Genomic DNA, 15672 nt, shown 5'->3' with positions numbered 1-15672 from the left:
AGAGGACCATGCGGACGAGCAGGACGATCACCGCCGTCGACTCGCACACCGAGGGCATGCCGACGCGCGTCGTCACGGGCGGCGTCGGCCCGATACCGGGCGAGACGATGAACGACCGCCGGCTGTACTTCATCGAGCACCTGGACGAGCTGCGGCAGTTCCTCGTGAACGAGCCCCGGGGGCACGGTGCCATGAGCGGCGCCATCCTGCAGCCGCCCACTCGGCCCGACTGCGACTGGGGCGTGGTCTACATCGAGGTGTCCGGCTGCCTGCCCATGTGCGGGCACGGCACCATCGGTGTGGCCACCGTCCTCGTCGAGACCGGCATGGTCGAGGTCGTCGAGCCGGTCACCGAGATCCGGCTCGACACACCGGCCGGGCTCGTGGTCGCGAAGGTGGCCGTCAGCGGCGGCCACGCGGACGCGGTCACCATCGAGAACGTGCCCAGCTTCGTGACGGCGCTCGACCAGACCGTCGCGGTACCCGGCTACGGCACCGTGCCGTACTCGATGGCGTTCGGCGGAAACTTCTATGCGCTCGTCGACCTGGACGACCTGAAGCTGCCCTTCGACCGGGCCCGGCAGCAGGACCTGCTTGCCGCCGGGCTCGCGATCATGGACGCGATCAACGAGACGGCGCCGCCGAAGCACCCGCTGCTGCCCGGCGTCGAGGACTGCCACCACGTCGAGCTGATCGCGCCCGGCTCCGACGCTCGGCACTCCCGCCACGCCATGGCCATCGCGCCCGGCTGGTTCGACCGGTCGCCGTGCGGCACCGGGACGTCGGCCCGCATGGCCGAGCTGTGGGCCCGCGGCGAGCTCGCCCTCGACACCGACTTCGTCAACGAGTCGTTCATCGGCAGCCGGTTCGTCGGCCGCCTGGTCGGAGAGACCACCGTCGCCGGCGTACCCGCCGTCGTGCCGACCATCACGGGGCGCGCCTGGGTGACCGGCACCGCCAACTACCTGCTCGACCCCAGTGACCCGTTCCCCACGGGCTTCGTCTTCTGAGCCCGTCCGCCGGGATCGCCTGCTGTACCTGCCATCTGCTGAGGAGCCGAACCGATGACCGCCACCGCGGCCCCCGAACACCTTGACCGCACCGTCGACGACGTCGCCCGCCGCGCCCAGGAGGCGTTCGACGGACTCTCCCGCACGGCCCCCGGAGTCCGCGCCGCCGCCCTGCGCGACGCGGCCGCCACCCTCGCCGACCACGCGGACGAGCTGGTCGCCATCGCCCAGGACGAGACCGGCCTCTCCGAGGCTCGCCTGCGCGGCGAGCTCAAGCGCACCCAGGTGCAGCTGCGCCTGTTCGCGCACGTCGTCGCCGACGGCACCTACCTCGACGTCCGGCTCGACGAGGCGGACCCCGACTTCGTCCTCGGCCCCCGACCCGACCTGCGCCGCACGCTCTGGCCCGTGGGCCCCGTGCTGAACTTCGCGGCGAGCAACTTCCCGTTCGCGTTCTCCGTCGCCGGCGGGGACACGGCGGCGGCGCTCACGGCGGGCTGCCCGGTGATCGTCAAGGCACACCCGGGGCACCCGCGGCTGTCCGAGCGGGTGGCCCAGCTCGTCGCCGCGGCGCTCCAGGCGGCCGGGCTGCCGGAGTTCACGCTGCAGCTCGTCACGTCACAGGACGAGGGAGTGGCGCTGGTCGAGCACCCGGCAGTGCGGGCGGCGGCGTTCACCGGGTCACAGCGGGTGGGGCAGCTGCTCGCCGCGCGGGCCGCGGCGCGGCCCGACCCGATCCCGTTCTTCGGGGAGCTGGGCAGCGTCAACCCGGTGCTGGTCACGGAGCAGGCGCTCCAGGAGCGGGCGGGCGACCTGCTCGCCGCGTACGTCGCGAGCGTGTCGGGCTCCGCCGGCCAGCTCTGCACCAAGCCGGGTTTCCTCCTCGTCCCCGAGGGCACCGAGTACGACGACGCCGTGGTCGCCGCCGCTGCGCAGGTACCGGAGCACCGGCTGCTCAACCCGTCGATCGCCGACGGCTACGCGCGGCGGGTCGCCGAGGCGCTCGCGGTGGACGGCGTGCGCGTCGTGCACCCGGGCAGCTCTCGGCACGACGACTCCGGTGCTGGGCCGGGCCAGACCTGGGTGACGCCGACGTTCGTCGCCGTCCCGCTCGACCTGCTGCGCCGAGCGGGGGATGCGCTCCTCGACGAGGTGTTCGGGCCGTTCTCCGTGGTCGTGGAGTACCCCGAGGGGGCCGACCTGGCCGCCGTCGTGGCCGAGCTGTTCCCCGGCAACCTCACGCTGACCCTGCACCTGGGGGAGCACGAGGCAGCCGAGGCGCAGGCGGCCCTCCTGACGCACCTGGCCCGGCACGCCGGGCGGATCCTGCTCGGCGGCTGGCCCACGGGTGTTGCCGTCACACCGGCGATGCAGCACGGCGGTCCCTGGCCCGCGACGACCACCGACGGGACGTCGGTCGGCACCGCCGCGATCGGCCGGTTCCTGCGCGGGGTCACCTTCCAGGATGCTCCGCAGGAGCTGCTGCCCCCGCCGCTGCGCGACGACAACCCGTGGGGCGTACCCCGGACGGTCGCCGCGCGGGGCGACTCGCTGGGCTGGTGACCGCCGTTCGCCGACGGGTTCCGATCCCTACAGTCCCGTCATCCGGAGCATCGCCTCGCCGTAGCGCTCGCCGCTGACCTGGATCCGGTCGGCGCCCGCCGCGATCTCGGCGAGGTCCCCGGCACCGAGCTCGACCTCCGTCGCGCCGATGTTCTCGTCGAGGCGGCTGAGGCGGCGTGTGCCAGGGATCGGGACGATCGACGGCCGCTGGGCGAGCAGCCAGGCGAGTGCCACCTGGGCCGTCGTGCAGCCCTTGCGCGCGGCGACCGCGGCGAGCAGCTCGACGAAGGCGAGGTTCGCCCGGCGGTTCTCCTCGCTGAAGCGCGGCAGGCCGATGCGCATGTCGCCGTCGGCCATCGTCGAGGTGTCGAGCGCGCCCGTGAGGAATCCCCGACCGAGCGGGCTGAACGGGACGAACCCGATGCCCAGCTCGTCGAGCGTCGGCAGGATCTCGGGTTCGGGATCGCGGGTCCAGAGCGAGTACTCGCTCTGCAGCGCCGTGACGGGCTGGACCGCGTGGGCCCGGCGGATGGTGTCGGCGCCCGCCTCCGAGAGGCCGAAGCGCCGCACCTTGCCGGCCTCGATGAGTTCGGCGACGGTTCCGGCGACGTCCTCGATCGGCACCTGGGGGTCGACGCGGTGCTGGTAGAAGAGGTCGATGACGTCGGTGCCGAGGCGGCGCAGCGCGGCGTCGGCCACCTGCCGGATGTGCTCGGGGCGGCTGTCCGTCCCGACGCTGCGGCCCTCCTCGTCGATCTTGAAGCCGAACTTCGTGGCGAGGACCACCTGGTCGCGCACGGGCGTGAGCGCCCTGCCGACCAGCTCCTCGTTGACGAACGGGCCGTAGACCTCCGCGGTGTCGAAGAGCGTGATCCCGCGGTCGACGGCGCCGTGCAGCACCGCGATCATCTCCTCGCGGGTTCCCGGGTTGGGACCGTAACCCTGGCTCATGCCCATGCAGCCCAGGCCGATGGCGGAGACCTCGAGGCTGCTCGTCCCTGATCCCAGTGTGCGTGTCTGCATGAGCGGCTCCATGGTCGTGGCGGAACAGGTGCCGCCCAGGCCATCGGGGGCGGCGGAAGCAGTCTGGCAGGCCTCACTGACACTCCGCAGGTGTCAGGTGTCGTTGTGGGTGGGGCTCGCTAGGGTCGACGGCGTTGGGGGCTCGGGGTGGCGTGCTGGGTCGTCCGCATCTCGAGTTGTCCACACCTTCGGATCTGGAGATGCGGACCGCTCGGATCGAACGTACGTTCGACGCATAGATGACGGGCGAAGCTCAGTGGATGAAAGGGGGCGGTATGACCGAGGACGTGAACCGGAGCACGGCGCACGGTGCCGGCCCGGTCGGTGTGGTGGAACGGTGGTTCCGCCCGCTGACCGCCGGACCGTCGGTCGCGCCGCCCTCCCAGGCGTGCGCGACGACCATCGGGCCGGTCCTGGGCTGGGATGCGGTAGCGCTCGGTGCGGAGGGCCCGCTGCCCGCGGCGACGGTCACGTGGCTCGGCCACGATGCCGGGGCTGCCGCGCCCGCGGGGGTCATGGGTGCCGACGCGGTGGACGACCTGGGTACCTGGCCGATGGGCGCTGGTCTCGTCGAGGTGCTGGAGGGTGTCGACGTCGCCTCGACGGACGACGCGGTCCTGCTGGACGTGGCGGCGCGGTGGCAGGAGGTGGCCTCCTGGGTCACGGCCATGCAGTCCCGAGCCCTCGGCGAGATCGCCCGCCGCCGTCGCTGGACGGAGGAGCACAACGCGGCGGCCGCGGAGATCAGCGCACGCCTCCGTGTTCCGCAGGGCGAGGCGAACAAGCACCTGGCCCGTGGGGCGGGCCTGGCCGAACACCCCCAGGTCATGACCGCTCTGTACCGCGGTCTGATCGACACCGCCAAGGCCGACATCTTGCTCCGCAGCGGTAACCCCCTCACGGTCGAGGAGCGCGAGGCCGCCATCAGCCGGTATCTGCCGCAAGCGCCCGACCACTCCCGTCGGTGGCTGCGCGAACGGATGACCGAGTACGCGACCCGTCTGAAGGGCGCCTCGGAGACCACCAAGCACGCCATGACTCGCCGCGCGGTGTTCCTGGACCCGGCCGACAACTCGATGGCGTGGCTCAGCGCGAACCTTCCTGCCACGGACGCCGCCGCCGTCTGGGACGCGATCGAGACGACCGCCCACACTCTGCGGCGCACCCCGGGTGCGACCCGGACGCTGGCTCAGGCTCGTGCCGACGCGCTGGTGGCGATCGCCACCGGCCGCATCATCGTGCCGCCCGGGCCCGAATGTGCGGCCGCGGAGACCTCCGACGCGACCACCGGCGTAGCGGCGGCGGTGGTCGCGCAGGAGCCGGTTCTGCCGCGGACCACGGCACCGGCTACCGGATGCGTCTGCGGTGGCTGCACCTGCGGCGGCACCGCCGTACGGGTCATCCCGGTCCAGCCGCAGATCCGGGTCACTGTTGCGGCCACGACGCTCCTGGGCTTGGACGACGTACCCGGCCACCTGGACGGGTACGGCCCCATCCCGGCCGACGTCGCCGCCCGGCTCGCGAACGACGCGACCTGGCAGCGGCTGGTGACCGACCCCGTCACCGGAATCCTGACCGATCACTCCACCACCACCTACCAGCCGGGCAAGCTGCTGCGCCAGGCGGTGACCGCGCGGGATCGGACCTGCGCGTTCCCGCAGTGCGACCGGCCCGCACGATGGTCCGACCTGGATCACATCGACCCGTTCGACCACGACCTCGACGCCACCACCCTGCCAGCCGGCACACCCGGACAGACCCGCGCGACCAACCTGCAACCACTGTGCCGTGCGCATCACCTGGCGAAGACCCACCACGGTTGGCACCCGGTCCGCGATCCCGGCACGGGGATCACGACCTGGACCGCACCCACGGGACACCGCTACCTCCGGCCGGCCACGCAGGTCGGACGGGTCAGCAACGACACCACCAGCCTGGTCGAGGACATGCGAGCGCGTCTCGGGCAGCCGCCACTCAGCGAACCACCGATCACGTCGAGTACGGGGCAGAGGCGCGCGGAGCCGAGGTGCACCGGGCAGAGGAGCACCGAACAGGCGAGCACCGAACAGGCGAGCACCGAACAGGCGGACCAGTCACGAACGGACCAGCGGTCGCGACGCTTCCCCGACGAACCGCCCTTCTGACGTTCGGCTGGGAAAGCCGAGGAGGTCGAGCAGGCGGACCGCCGACCAGTGCCCCGGGCGAACGGTGCCCGAGTGCACGGTCCTCAGACCGCGCCGCTCTCACCGCGGTACGGGCGGAAGAAGTCACGCAGCTCCTGCGCGTAGAGCTCGGGCTCCTCGAACGGCGCGAAGTGTCCGCCGCGTTCCGGCTCGGTGACGCGCACGGCGTTGGCGGTGCGCTCGAGCCAGGCGCGCGGCGGGCGCACGACGTCGCCGCGGAACACCGAGAACCCGGACGGCACCTCGACCCGGCGCGTGAGCTGCTCCGCGTGGATCGCGGAGTTCGCGTGATACATCCGCATCGAGGACCCGATGGTGCCCGTGAGCCAGTAGATGGTGATGTTCGTCAGGACCTCGTCCCGGGTGAAGGCGTGGTCGATGCCGCCGTCGCTCCACGCGTGGAGCTTCTCGACGATCCAGGCGGCCAGGCCCGCGGGGGAGTCGTTGAGCGCGGCGGCGACGGTCTGGGGCTTGGTGCGCTGGATCGCACCGTAGGCGCCCTCGGTGGCGGTCCAGGTGGCCGCCTCGGCGAACCAGGCCCGCTCCTCGCGAGTGAGGGTCGCAGGGTCACCGGCGAAGACGGGCAGCCCGCCGTCGGTCCGGTGCACGGCGGCGACCCGGTCGGCGTGGTCGAGCGCGAGGTACCGGCTCACGTGGCTGCCCAGGTCCCCGCCCGCCGCGCCGAACCGCTCGTAGCCGAGCGTCCGCATCAGTTCGGCCCAGAGCCCGGCGACGGCGATGGAGCTCAGCGGCCGCCCGGTCGGCCGGTCCGAGTACCCGAACCCCGGCATGTCGGGGACGACGACGTCGAACGCGTCGGCCGGGTCCGCGCCGTGGGCGCCCGGATCGGTCAGGAGCGAGACGACCTTCGAGTACCGCCAGAACGAGTCCGGCCAGCCGTGGCTGAGCACCACCGGCAGCACGGGACCGGCCGGTGCGACGGCCCGGGCGTGCACGAAGTGGATCCCGAGCCCGCCGACCAGGGTCCGGAAGCGGGGGAGTCTCGCGAGTGCGGCCTCCTGGGCCGGCCAGTCGAACCCGTCCGCCCAGTACGCGACCAGCTCGCGCAGGCGGTCGAGGTCGGTGCCCAGCGACCAGCCGACGTCCTCAGGGGCATCGGGCCAGCGGGTCATCCGCAGCCGGGTGCGAAGGTCGTCGATCGCCTCGGGGGCGGTCCGTGAGACGAACGGCTCGGGCGTGGACTGGGTCTCCGGCACGGTGCTCAGCCTACTTCGGCGCTTCCGCGCCACGACCGGGACCCGCTGAGGGGGAGGGCGGTGCTGGGACCAGAGCCGGGGCTCACTCCTCGAACAGGTCGTCCACCCGGCAGCCGAGCACGTCCGCGAGACGGAACGCAAGAGTAAGGCGCGGGTCGAACCGGCCCTTCTCGATGGCGATGATCGTCTGCCGGGACACGCGTAGCGCGGCCGCCGCATGGCATCCGCACGACTGCGGCCAGAGAGTGGAGCCGACGTGGCCCGCGCCTACGGCGCCAGCTTGCGGGCCGCCTCCAGCAGTGCCCGGGTGCCCTGCGTGAGCGCGCGCAGGTCGTCGACGTCGAGCAGGGCGAGGAGGTCGGGCGGCAGGTCCTCGTCGTGCGCGACGAGGCGCCGGATCGCCTCGCTGCCCTTCTCCGTGCTGGTCACCCGGCGGACGCGGCCGTCTGCCAGGTCGGGGGTGCGCACCGTCATGCCGGCGGCGGTGAGCCGGTCGAGGATCCCCGAGACGGTTCCGGCGGACACGCCGAGCGCCTCGGCCAGACGCTGGGGCGTGGACTCGCGGTCCACCTGCACGAGCGCGAGCGCCCGGAGCTGCTGCACGGTCAGGTCGGTCTCCAGCAGGGGGCGCAGCCGCGTGGCGAAGAACTCCTCGCCGAGCCGGCGGTGCAGGGTGGCGAGCTCGGCGACGAGCTCATCGCGGGTCTGGTCGGTCACGCGCCGACCTTAGCCGGGACCTCACCTCGCGGGCGTGCGACCCCACCGGGCGGGCGCGGAGACCGAAGTTGCGCCGAGGGAACCCGAGCAGGATCCTTTGCGTTAGGCAAAATACTGCGCCGAAGGAGTCGTGGGCCCGGCGTATCCCCAGATCTGGAGGCAGTGTGTTCCGTCTTGCCCGAATGTCGCTCGCGAACCGTGCGCTCGTCGCACTCGCGACGATTGCCGTCTTTGTGGTCGGCATCTTCAGCATGGGGCAGCTCCGTCAGGAACTCATCCCGTCGATCAACGTGCCCATGGTCGCCGTCACGGCCGGCTACCCGGGCACCGCACCGGAGATCGTCGCCGACCGGGTCACCGACCCGGTCGAGACGGCGGTCCAGGGGATCGACGGCGTCACCGGCGTGAGCTCGACCGTCTCGACGGGCCTCTCGGTGACCACCGTCGAGCTCGAGTACGGCACCGACATCGACGAGATCGAGCAGGAGGTCACCTCGGCGCTCGGCAACCTCCAGGATCTCCCGGCGGACGTCGAGCCGCAGGTCATGGCGGGGTCCCTCGACGACCTGCCGGTGGTGCAGCTCGCGGTCTCGGGCGACGGCAGCGAGCAGGAGCTGACCGACGTCATCGAGTCCGTGCTGGTCCCCGAGCTGTCGGGGATCGCGGAGGTCCGTGACGTCACGGTCACCGGCGCCACCGAGCAGCAGGTGGTGATCGAGCCCGACGACGAGAAGCTTGCCGCGGCGGGTCTCACGCCCGCGCAGCTCACGTCGGTGCTGCAGGAGAACGGAACGGTCATGCCCGTCGGTGCGGTCACGCAGGACGGCGAGACGAACAGCGTCCAGGTGGGGACCGCCGTCGACTCCGTCGAGGAGCTCGAGGAGCTGCCGGTCGTGCCCTCCGGGGCGGCCGCGGCCGCGCCCCCGCAGGACGCCCCGCCGGCACCGGACGCCCCGCCGGCACCGGACGCCCCGCCGGCACCGGACGCCGCGCCGAGCCCCGCCGACGTCGTGCACCTCGGCGACGTGGCGGAGGTGCGCGTGCAGGACGAGGCGCCCACCTCGTACTCGCGCCTGGACGGCGAGCCGTCGCTCGCCATCGCGCTGACCAAGACGCCGGACGGCAACACGGTGGACGTGTCGCACGCCGTGCACGACGTGCTGGCCGATGCCGAGGACGAGCTCGACGACGCTGGGGTGACCACGGCCGTCACGTTCGACCAGGCGCCGTTCATCGAGGAGTCGATCGAGGGTCTGACGACGGAGGGCGGCCTCGGCCTGCTCTTCGCGGTTCTGGTGATCCTGGTGTTCCTGGCGTCGCTGCGGGCCACGCTGGTCTCCGCGATCTCGATCCCGCTGTCGCTCGCGGTGACGTTCGCGGTCATGCACCTGACCGGCTACACGCTGAACATCCTCACGCTCGCGGCCATGACCATCTCGATCGGGCGCATCGTGGACGACTCGATCGTGGTGATCGAGAACATCAAGCGGCACCTGTCGTACGGCGAGGACCGGGTCCACGCGATCGTGACCGCGGTCCGCGAGGTCGGCACGGCCATCACGTCGTCGACGATCTGCACGGTCGCGGTCTTCGCCCCGATCGCCCTGGTGGGCGGCATGGCGGGTGAGCTCTTCCAGCCGTTCGCCGTCACCGTCGCGATCGCGATGGGCGCCTCGCTGGTCGTGGCGCTGGTCGTCGTTCCGGTGCTGGCGTACTGGTTCATCAAGGTCCCGGCCTCGGCCGACGGCGGCGCCGCCCTGCGCGAGGCCGCCGAGCGCAAGGAGCGGCGCGGCGCCTGGCAGCGGGCCTACGTGCCGTCGCTGTCCGCGGCCCTGCGCCGCCCCGCGGTGACGCTGGGCGTCGCCGTCGCGCTGCTCGCCGGCACGGTCGCGCTGGTGCCGCGCATGGAGACCAACTTCATCGGTGCGGCGGGGCAGGACACGCTCTCGGTGACCCAGGAGTTCGAGCCCGGCACGTCGCTGGCCGCCCAGGACGACGCCGCCCAGGAGGTCGAGGACGTGCTGGCCGGCGTCGACGGCGTCGAGACGGTGCAGACCACCGTCGGGTCCGCCGACGGGATGGCCGCTGCCTTCGGCGGGGGCGGCGGGAGCAGCGCGTCGTTCGCGATGACGCTGGACGAGGACGCCGACGGCGAGGCCGTGCAGGACGAGGTGAGCGACGCGCTCGACGCGGCGCAGCTCGACGGTGAGGTCACCGTGGCCGCGGGCGACGCCGGGTTCGCCAGCACCACCGTCGACCTGGTCGTCACGGCGACCGACGCCGAGGGCCTGGCCGACGCCGCGAGCGCCGTCGAGGACGCGGTGACGGACCTGGACGGCGTCGAGGACGTCACGAACAACCTCGCCGCCGAGCAGTCGAGCGTGCAGGTGACGGTGGACCGGGACGCGGCGGCGGAGGTCGGGCTCACCGAGTCGACCGTGTCCGGGTTCCTGGCCGGTGCGATGAACGAGTCGAGCGTCGGGACGATGGACCTGGACGGGTCGACGCTCGACGTGGTGCTGGCCGGTGACCAGCCGGAGACCACTGCCGAGATCGAGAAGGTCGACGTGCCGACGGCGGCGGGCGTGGTCCCGCTGAGCGATCTCGTGACGGTCGAGGAGGTCGCGGCTCCCGCGGCCGTCACCCGGGTGGACGGCGAGCGCAGTGCGACCGTGGCGGTGACGCCCGCCGGTCAGGACCTGGGTGCCCTGACGGTGACCCTGACCGAGGCGATCGACGGACTCGACCTGCCGAGCGGCGCCGAGGTGACCGTCGGCGGCGTGGCGTCCGACCAGGCCGACGCCTTCGCGGACCTGGGGCTGGCCCTGCTTGCTGCCATCCTCATCGTCTACCTCGTGATGGTGGCGACGTTCCGGAGCATCGGGCAGCCGCTCATCCTGCTGGTCTCGGTGCCGTTCGCGGCGACCGGTGCCCTGGGCGCGCTGCTGCTGACCGGTACGCCGCTCGACGTCGCCGCGCTGATCGGTGCGCTGATGCTGGTGGGCATCGTCGTGTCGAACGCGATCGTGCTGATCGATCTGATCAACCAGTACCGGGCGGACGGCCGGCCGCTCGACGAGGCGGTCAGCGAGGGGGCACGGCAGCGGCTGCGGCCCATCGTGATGACGGCTGCCGCGACGATCCTCGCCCTGACGCCGATGGCGTTCGGCCTGACGGGCGGCGGGGCGTTCATCTCGCAGCCGCTCGCCCTGGTGGTGATCGGCGGACTCGTGTCCTCGACACTGCTCACGCTGTACGTGGTGCCGGTGATCTACACGCTCTTCGAGCGTCGCGCCGGCGGGCTGACCCCGAAGCGGGCGGCCCGTGCGGCGCGGCGCGCGGAGAAGGCGCAGGCCAAGGCCGTCGAGGCGGCCCGGGTCGCCGAGGCGCTCGCCGCGGGCGGCACCCGCTAGGCCTGGCGGATCCGGTCGTAGACGAGCACGAGCGTCCCGTGCTCGCCCGCCGTCTGGCTGACGAGCTCCCACCTGCCGGCGGGCAACGCGTCGTCGAAGAGCCGCGGCCCGCCCCCGAGGAAGATCGGGAAGACCGCGAGCGACAACCGGTCGACCTGGTCGGCGGCCAGCAGCGCCTTGATCACGCTCGCGCTCGAGAGCACGACGATGTCGCCGCCCTCGGTGGCCTTGAGGTCTGCCACCGCCTCGACCGTCGGCTTGTCGACGATGGTGGTCCGCTCCCACGGCGCCTCGGCGAGGGTGGAGGACAGGACCACCTTGTCGACGTCGACCAGCCACTTCGCGAAGGCCACGTCGCGCGGGTCGGCGCCCTCCTGGTCGATGACGGTGGGCCAGAACCCGAGGAAGCCCTCGGCGTTGACCCGTCCGAGCAGGGCCGTGGTCGCCGGCTCCCAGAGGCTCATCAGGTGGTCGCGGGCGACGTCGGTGACCGCGTACGGCATGACCCACCCCATGTCCAGGGGGTCGGGCGCCGCGTAGCGGCCGTCGAGGGAGATGCTCATGTTGGTGACGACCCTGCGGCCGCCGGTCTGCTCGGTCACTGTGTGCTCCTTGGGTTGTTGGTGCTGTCTGCGTGGTCGGTCGGGTCGAGGTCCGCGGCGACGGCTGCCGCGAGCTGGTCGAGACTCTGGCCGAAGCCGATCTCGATGCCCGCGACGAAGTCCGCGGAGTCGACGGTGCTGTGCGTGATGCCGTAGCGGACGTTGAGGTCCGTGCCTGACTCCGTGGGCAGGAGGCTGATGTCGACGTGGGCGGTGAAGGCGACACCGCCGTCGGGCACCAGCGGGGACGACCGGTAGACGAGGCGTTCGGCGGGTCGGACGACGTCGACCACGCCTTCCGCGCGCCCGACGACCAGGTCGGAGCCGTCCGCGTCGTCGATGTCCCGGTACTCGAGGGTCACCTGCCCACCGGGCCGCGCCTCGAAGACGAGCGCGGAGACACGCAGGTCGTCGGGGGCCCACCACCGGGCGAGGAGGGCGGGCTCGGTGAGGTGGCGCCAGACGTGCTCGGGGCTCGCGGTCAGGGACCGTCGGAACCTGAACGAGCGGTCGTCGGCCCACCCGGGCCGGTCGGCCGCGAGCCGCTCCGCGTGCATGCTGCTGCCGTAGCGGTCGAACGTCTCGCGGGTCCCGCCGACGTCGTCCGCGGTGGCGGCGAGCCGCCCGAGCTCGGCCGCCAGGTCGCGCAGGGGACCGGGCTGCAGGGCGTAGACCCGGCGCTGGCCGCTGCGCTGGGACGTGACGACGCCGGCGCGCTCAAGGGTCTGCAGGTGCTTGGTCGTCTGCGGCTGGCGTGCGCCGGCGAGCCGGGCGAGGACGCCGACCGGGCGCGGACGCTCGGCCAGGAGGGCGACGAGCCGCCAGCGCGCCGGGTCGGCGAGTGCGGTGAGGAGTGCGTCCATGGGCACGAGTATTCACCAATAAGAATATTCGCGTCAAGGAATACCTGCCCAATCCGGGTGGAGGCTTGAGGCCGGCGACCTTGACCGGAATACACCCCGGGGGTATATGGTTACGGGCGTACGGCTACCCCCTAGGGGTAATAAAGCGATCGGAAGGAAGAGACGATGACGACGAGCGAGTACCAGGTGACCGGAATGACCTGCGGACACTGCGAGGTGGCGGTCCGCGGTGAGGTGAGCGGCCTCGCCGGGGTGGAGCGCGTCGACGTCAGCGCCGCGACCGGCAAGCTCGTCGTGACCAGCGCCACCGCGCTGGACGACGCGGCCGTCCTGGCCGCGGTGGACGAGGCCGGGTACGAGGCGGAGCGCGTCTCGTGAACGCACCCCAGCGGCTGACGGTCTACGGCCTCGGGCTGGTAGCACTGTTCGTCGCGGCGTTCACCGTCGCGGGCCTGGTCGTGCCGAAGAGCGCCGTGGCCGCCTGGGCGGCCACGGCGGAGGCCGGCGACCGTGCCTCCACCATGGAGATGGGGTCCGCCAAGGACTCCGTCGACGGGTACACCGCCACGCTCACCGGCGACCTGGCCGCCTCCGGCGAGTCGGTGCTCACCATGACGCTCACGCAGGACGGCGAGCCGGTCACCACGCTGGAGCCGTACCTCGGTGGCTACGAGCATCTGTACCTGGACTTCAAGGTCGACGGGACGGTGCGCACGGCGCACTTCGTCCTGGACACGACAGGGAGGGAATGATGTCCGACACCGCGTCCCGGACCGACGATCCGGCCACCACCGTCGACCTCACGATCGGCGGCATGACCTGCGCGTCGTGCGCCATGCGGATCGAGAAGAAGCTCAACCGGCTCGACGGCGTGACCGCGAGCGTCAACTACGCCACCGAGAAGGCGAAGGTCACCGCCCCGGCGGGCTACGACCTGGGCGCCATCGTCGCCGAGGTCGAGAAGACCGGCTACACGGCAGCCCTCCCGGCACCCAAGGAGGACTCGCAGGACGGCGCCGACGGCGTGGACACGCGGGACGTCGAGCTGCTGTCCCTGCGGAACCGCCTGATCACGTCGATCGTGCTGGCCGTGCCGGTCATCGCCCTGGCGATGGTCCCCGCGTGGCAGTTCACCTACTGGCAGTGGGCGTCGCTGGCGCTCGCGGCCCCCGTGATCGTCTGGGCGGCGTGGCCGTTCCACCAGGCCGCGTGGACCAACCTGCGCCATGGCGCCGCGACGATGGACACCCTGATCTCGCTGGGCGTGTCGGCCGCGTTCCTCTGGTCCCTGTACGCGCTGTTCCTCGGAACGGCAGGCGTGCCGGGGATGACGCACGGGTTCGAGCTCACCGTCGCACCGTCCGACGGTGCGGCCAACATCTACCTCGAGGTGGCCGCCGGCGTCACGATGTTCGTGCTCGCCGGACGCTACTTCGAGAAGCGGTCCAAGCGTCAGGCCGGTGCGGCCCTGCGGGCGCTGCTCGAGCTCGGGGCGAAGGACGTCGCCGTGCTCCGGGCCGGCGTCGAGACCCGCATCCCGGTCGAGCGCCTCGTGGTCGGCGACGAGTTCGTCGTGCGGCCGGGCGAGAAGGTGGCCACCGACGGCGTCATCGTCACCGGTTCGTCGGCCATCGACGCGTCGATGCTCACGGGGGAGTCCGTCCCCGTCGAGGTCGGGGTGGGCGACACCGTGGCCGGCGCGACCGTGAACTCGGGCGGCCGGCTGGTCGTCCGCGCCACGCAGGTCGGTTCGGACACGCAGCTGGCGCGGATCGCGCAGCTCGTCGAGGACGCGCAGTCCGGCAAGGCGGAGGTCCAGCGCCTCGCCGACCGGGTGTCCGGGATCTTCGTCCCGGTCGTCATCGCGATAGCCGTCGCGGCGCTCGGCGTCTGGCTCGGCGGCGGGTTCCCCGTCACGGCCGCGCTCACGGCGGCCGTCGCGGTGCTGATCATCGCCTGCCCCTGCGCGCTCGGGCTGGCGACGCCCACCGCCCTCCTGGTCGGCACGGGCCGGGGTGCGCAGCTCGGCATCCTGATCAAGGGGCCGGAGGTGCTGGAGTCCACCCGCACCGTGGACACCGTGGTGCTGGACAAGACCGGCACGGTCACCACCGGCAAGATGACCCTCCTCGACGTTGTCCCGGACGCCGGGACCAGCCGCGAGGAGCTGCTCCGCCTGGCCGGTGCCCTGGAGGACGCCTCCGAGCACCCTGTCGCGCAGGCGATCGCCAAGGGCGCCACCCAGGAGGTCGGCAGCCTGCCCGCCCCGGAGTCGTTCGAGAGCGTGCAGGGGCTCGGCGTGCAGGGGGTCGTCGACGGGCACGCCGTCGTCGTCGGGCGGGAGGCCCTGCTCGCCGACTGGTCGCAGTACCTGCCCACGCACCTGGCGCACGCCAAGGCTCAAGCTGAGGGTGAGGGTAAGACCGTCGTGGCGGTCGGCTGGGACGGTCGCGCCCGCGGCATCCTGGTGGTCGCCGACCGGATCAAGCCGACCAGCGCGGACGCCGTCGCACGGCTCACCGCACTCGGCCTGACGCCCGTGCTGCTCACCGGAGACAACCGGGCGGTGGCCGAGCAGGTCGCCGCCGAGGTGGGCATCACGGAGGTCATCGCCGAGGTGATGCCGCAGGACAAGGCGGACGTGGTGGCCCGGCTGCAGGCCGAGGGCAAGGTCGTCGCGATGGTCGGGGACGGTGTGAACGACGCGCCGGCCCTCGCCCAGGCCGACCTCGGCCTGGCGATGGGTACCGGCACCGACGCGGCGATCGAGGCGGCGGACATCACCCTCGTACGCGGGGACCTCGGCTCGGCGGCCGACGCGATCCGGCTCTCCCGCCGGACGCTCCGCACCATCAAGACGAACCTGTTCTGGGCCTTCGGGTACAACGTGGCCGCTATCCCGCTGGCCGCCCTCGGCCTGCTCAACCCCATGCTCGCCGGCGCGGCGATGGCGTTCTCCAGCGTCTTCGTCGTCGGCAACAGTCTCCGCCTGCGCTCGTTCAGGAGCCGGTCGGCGGGCCACCACGTTCCCGCACCGTCCCGGCCCGAGGCCCGGACGCCGCAGGACGCCTGACACCATCC

Annotated in this window: 12 protein-coding genes and 1 pseudogene; 7 read left to right on the top strand and 6 right to left on the bottom strand. The window is 72.5% G+C overall.

All coding sequences use genetic code 11. The features are described 5' to 3' along the window. The first annotated feature begins 8 nt into the window (after positions 1-8). Complete coding sequence (locus ACFSL2_RS05225; RefSeq protein ID WP_377196829.1) at positions 9-1010, top strand: proline racemase family protein; 1002 nt, start codon at positions 9-11, stop codon at positions 1008-1010. A gap of 54 nt (positions 1011-1064) precedes the next feature. After that, the gene (locus tag ACFSL2_RS05220; protein WP_377196828.1) at positions 1065-2573 is read left to right on the top strand and encodes an aldehyde dehydrogenase family protein; all 1509 of its coding nucleotides are present in this window, start codon (positions 1065-1067) and stop codon (positions 2571-2573) included. A 27-nt stretch (positions 2574-2600) separates the two neighbouring features. Here ACFSL2_RS05220 and ACFSL2_RS05215 read toward each other — a convergent pair whose 3' ends face one another. After that, positions 2601-3596: an aldo/keto reductase gene (locus ACFSL2_RS05215; RefSeq protein WP_377196827.1), complete on the bottom strand. Its 996-nt coding sequence runs from the start codon at positions 3594-3596 to the stop codon at positions 2601-2603. 275 nt (positions 3597-3871) lie between these two features. On the opposite strand from ACFSL2_RS05215, the gene ACFSL2_RS05210 reads away from it, so the two are divergent. Beyond that, positions 3872-5740 carry an HNH endonuclease signature motif containing protein gene (locus ACFSL2_RS05210; protein ID WP_377196826.1) on the top strand — a complete coding sequence of 623 codons (1869 nt, stop codon included), beginning with the start codon at positions 3872-3874 and terminating at the stop codon, positions 5738-5740. An 83-nt stretch (positions 5741-5823) separates the two neighbouring features. Here the strand turns inward: ACFSL2_RS05210 and ACFSL2_RS05205 are convergent, their stop codons facing one another. The 3 genes and pseudogenes from ACFSL2_RS05205 to ACFSL2_RS05195 form a co-directional block, all read right to left on the bottom strand. Beyond that, positions 5824-6996, bottom strand: a complete 1173-nt coding sequence (locus ACFSL2_RS05205) for an epoxide hydrolase family protein (protein ID WP_377196825.1) — start codon at positions 6994-6996, stop codon at positions 5824-5826. Between the two features lie 82 nt (positions 6997-7078). Then, positions 7079-7198, bottom strand: a pseudogene (locus tag ACFSL2_RS05200) (helix-turn-helix transcriptional regulator); the annotation flags it as partial. A 65-nt stretch (positions 7199-7263) separates the two neighbouring features. Beyond that, entirely contained in the window at positions 7264-7713 is a 450-nt protein-coding gene (locus tag ACFSL2_RS05195; RefSeq protein ID WP_377196824.1) for a MarR family winged helix-turn-helix transcriptional regulator, read from the bottom strand. Positions 7714-7895: 182 nt separating this feature from the next. Between ACFSL2_RS05195 and ACFSL2_RS05190 the strand changes: the two genes are divergently transcribed. Then, on the top strand, positions 7896-11126 hold the full coding sequence (locus tag ACFSL2_RS05190; protein WP_377196823.1) for an efflux RND transporter permease subunit: 3231 nt from the start codon (positions 7896-7898) through the stop codon (positions 11124-11126). Here the strand turns inward: ACFSL2_RS05190 and ACFSL2_RS05185 are convergent. Further along, positions 11123-11728 carry a dihydrofolate reductase family protein gene (locus tag ACFSL2_RS05185; protein ID WP_377196822.1) on the bottom strand — a complete coding sequence of 202 codons (606 nt, stop codon included), beginning with the start codon at positions 11726-11728 and terminating at the stop codon, positions 11123-11125. The genes ACFSL2_RS05190 and ACFSL2_RS05185 overlap by 4 nt on opposite strands. After that, positions 11725-12591, bottom strand: a complete 867-nt coding sequence (locus ACFSL2_RS05180) for a metalloregulator ArsR/SmtB family transcription factor (RefSeq protein ID WP_377196821.1) — start codon at positions 12589-12591, stop codon at positions 11725-11727. The genes ACFSL2_RS05185 and ACFSL2_RS05180 overlap by 4 nt, the downstream gene beginning before the upstream one ends. Positions 12592-12756: 165 nt before the next feature. Between ACFSL2_RS05180 and ACFSL2_RS05175 the strand changes: the two genes are divergently transcribed. From ACFSL2_RS05175 to ACFSL2_RS05165, 3 genes are read left to right on the top strand one after another with little or no spacing between them, the layout of a single operon-like run. Then, entirely contained in the window at positions 12757-12969 is a 213-nt protein-coding gene (locus ACFSL2_RS05175) for a heavy-metal-associated domain-containing protein (RefSeq protein ID WP_377196820.1), read from the top strand. Then, positions 12966-13343: a hypothetical protein gene (locus ACFSL2_RS05170; protein ID WP_377196819.1), complete on the top strand. Its 378-nt coding sequence runs from the start codon at positions 12966-12968 to the stop codon at positions 13341-13343. The genes ACFSL2_RS05175 and ACFSL2_RS05170 overlap by 4 nt, the downstream gene beginning before the upstream one ends. Beyond that, positions 13343-15664, top strand: a complete 2322-nt coding sequence (locus tag ACFSL2_RS05165; RefSeq protein WP_377196818.1) for a heavy metal translocating P-type ATPase — start codon at positions 13343-13345, stop codon at positions 15662-15664. Before ACFSL2_RS05170 ends, ACFSL2_RS05165 begins: the two co-directional genes overlap by 1 nt. Positions 15665-15672 lie beyond the last annotated feature (8 nt).

The organism is Promicromonospora aerolata (assembly GCF_042682255.1).
Classification (GTDB): Bacteria; Actinomycetota; Actinomycetes; order Actinomycetales; family Cellulomonadaceae; genus Promicromonospora; species Promicromonospora aerolata.
Note: the sequence above shows the minus strand (reverse complement) of the source record. Positions and strands in the feature narration are given on the sequence as shown.

Excerpts from the sequence above, each read along its gene's own strand:
- ACFSL2_RS05220 (WP_377196828.1), top strand. The coding sequence starts at position 1,065 with ATGACCGCCACCGCGGCCCCCGAACACCTTGACCGCACCGTCGACGAC.
- ACFSL2_RS05180 (WP_377196821.1), bottom strand. The coding sequence starts at position 12,591 with ATGGACGCACTCCTCACCGCACTCGCCGACCCGGCGCGCTGGCGGCTC.
- ACFSL2_RS05175 (WP_377196820.1), top strand. The coding sequence starts at position 12,757 with ATGACGACGAGCGAGTACCAGGTGACCGGAATGACCTGCGGACACTGC.
- ACFSL2_RS05215 (WP_377196827.1), bottom strand. The coding sequence starts at position 3,596 with ATGCAGACACGCACACTGGGATCAGGGACGAGCAGCCTCGAGGTCTCC.
- ACFSL2_RS05225 (WP_377196829.1), top strand. The coding sequence starts at position 9 with ATGCGGACGAGCAGGACGATCACCGCCGTCGACTCGCACACCGAGGGC.
- ACFSL2_RS05165 (WP_377196818.1), top strand. The coding sequence starts at position 13,343 with ATGTCCGACACCGCGTCCCGGACCGACGATCCGGCCACCACCGTCGAC.
- ACFSL2_RS05210 (WP_377196826.1), top strand. The coding sequence starts at position 3,872 with ATGACCGAGGACGTGAACCGGAGCACGGCGCACGGTGCCGGCCCGGTC.
- ACFSL2_RS05190 (WP_377196823.1), top strand. The coding sequence starts at position 7,896 with ATGTCGCTCGCGAACCGTGCGCTCGTCGCACTCGCGACGATTGCCGTC.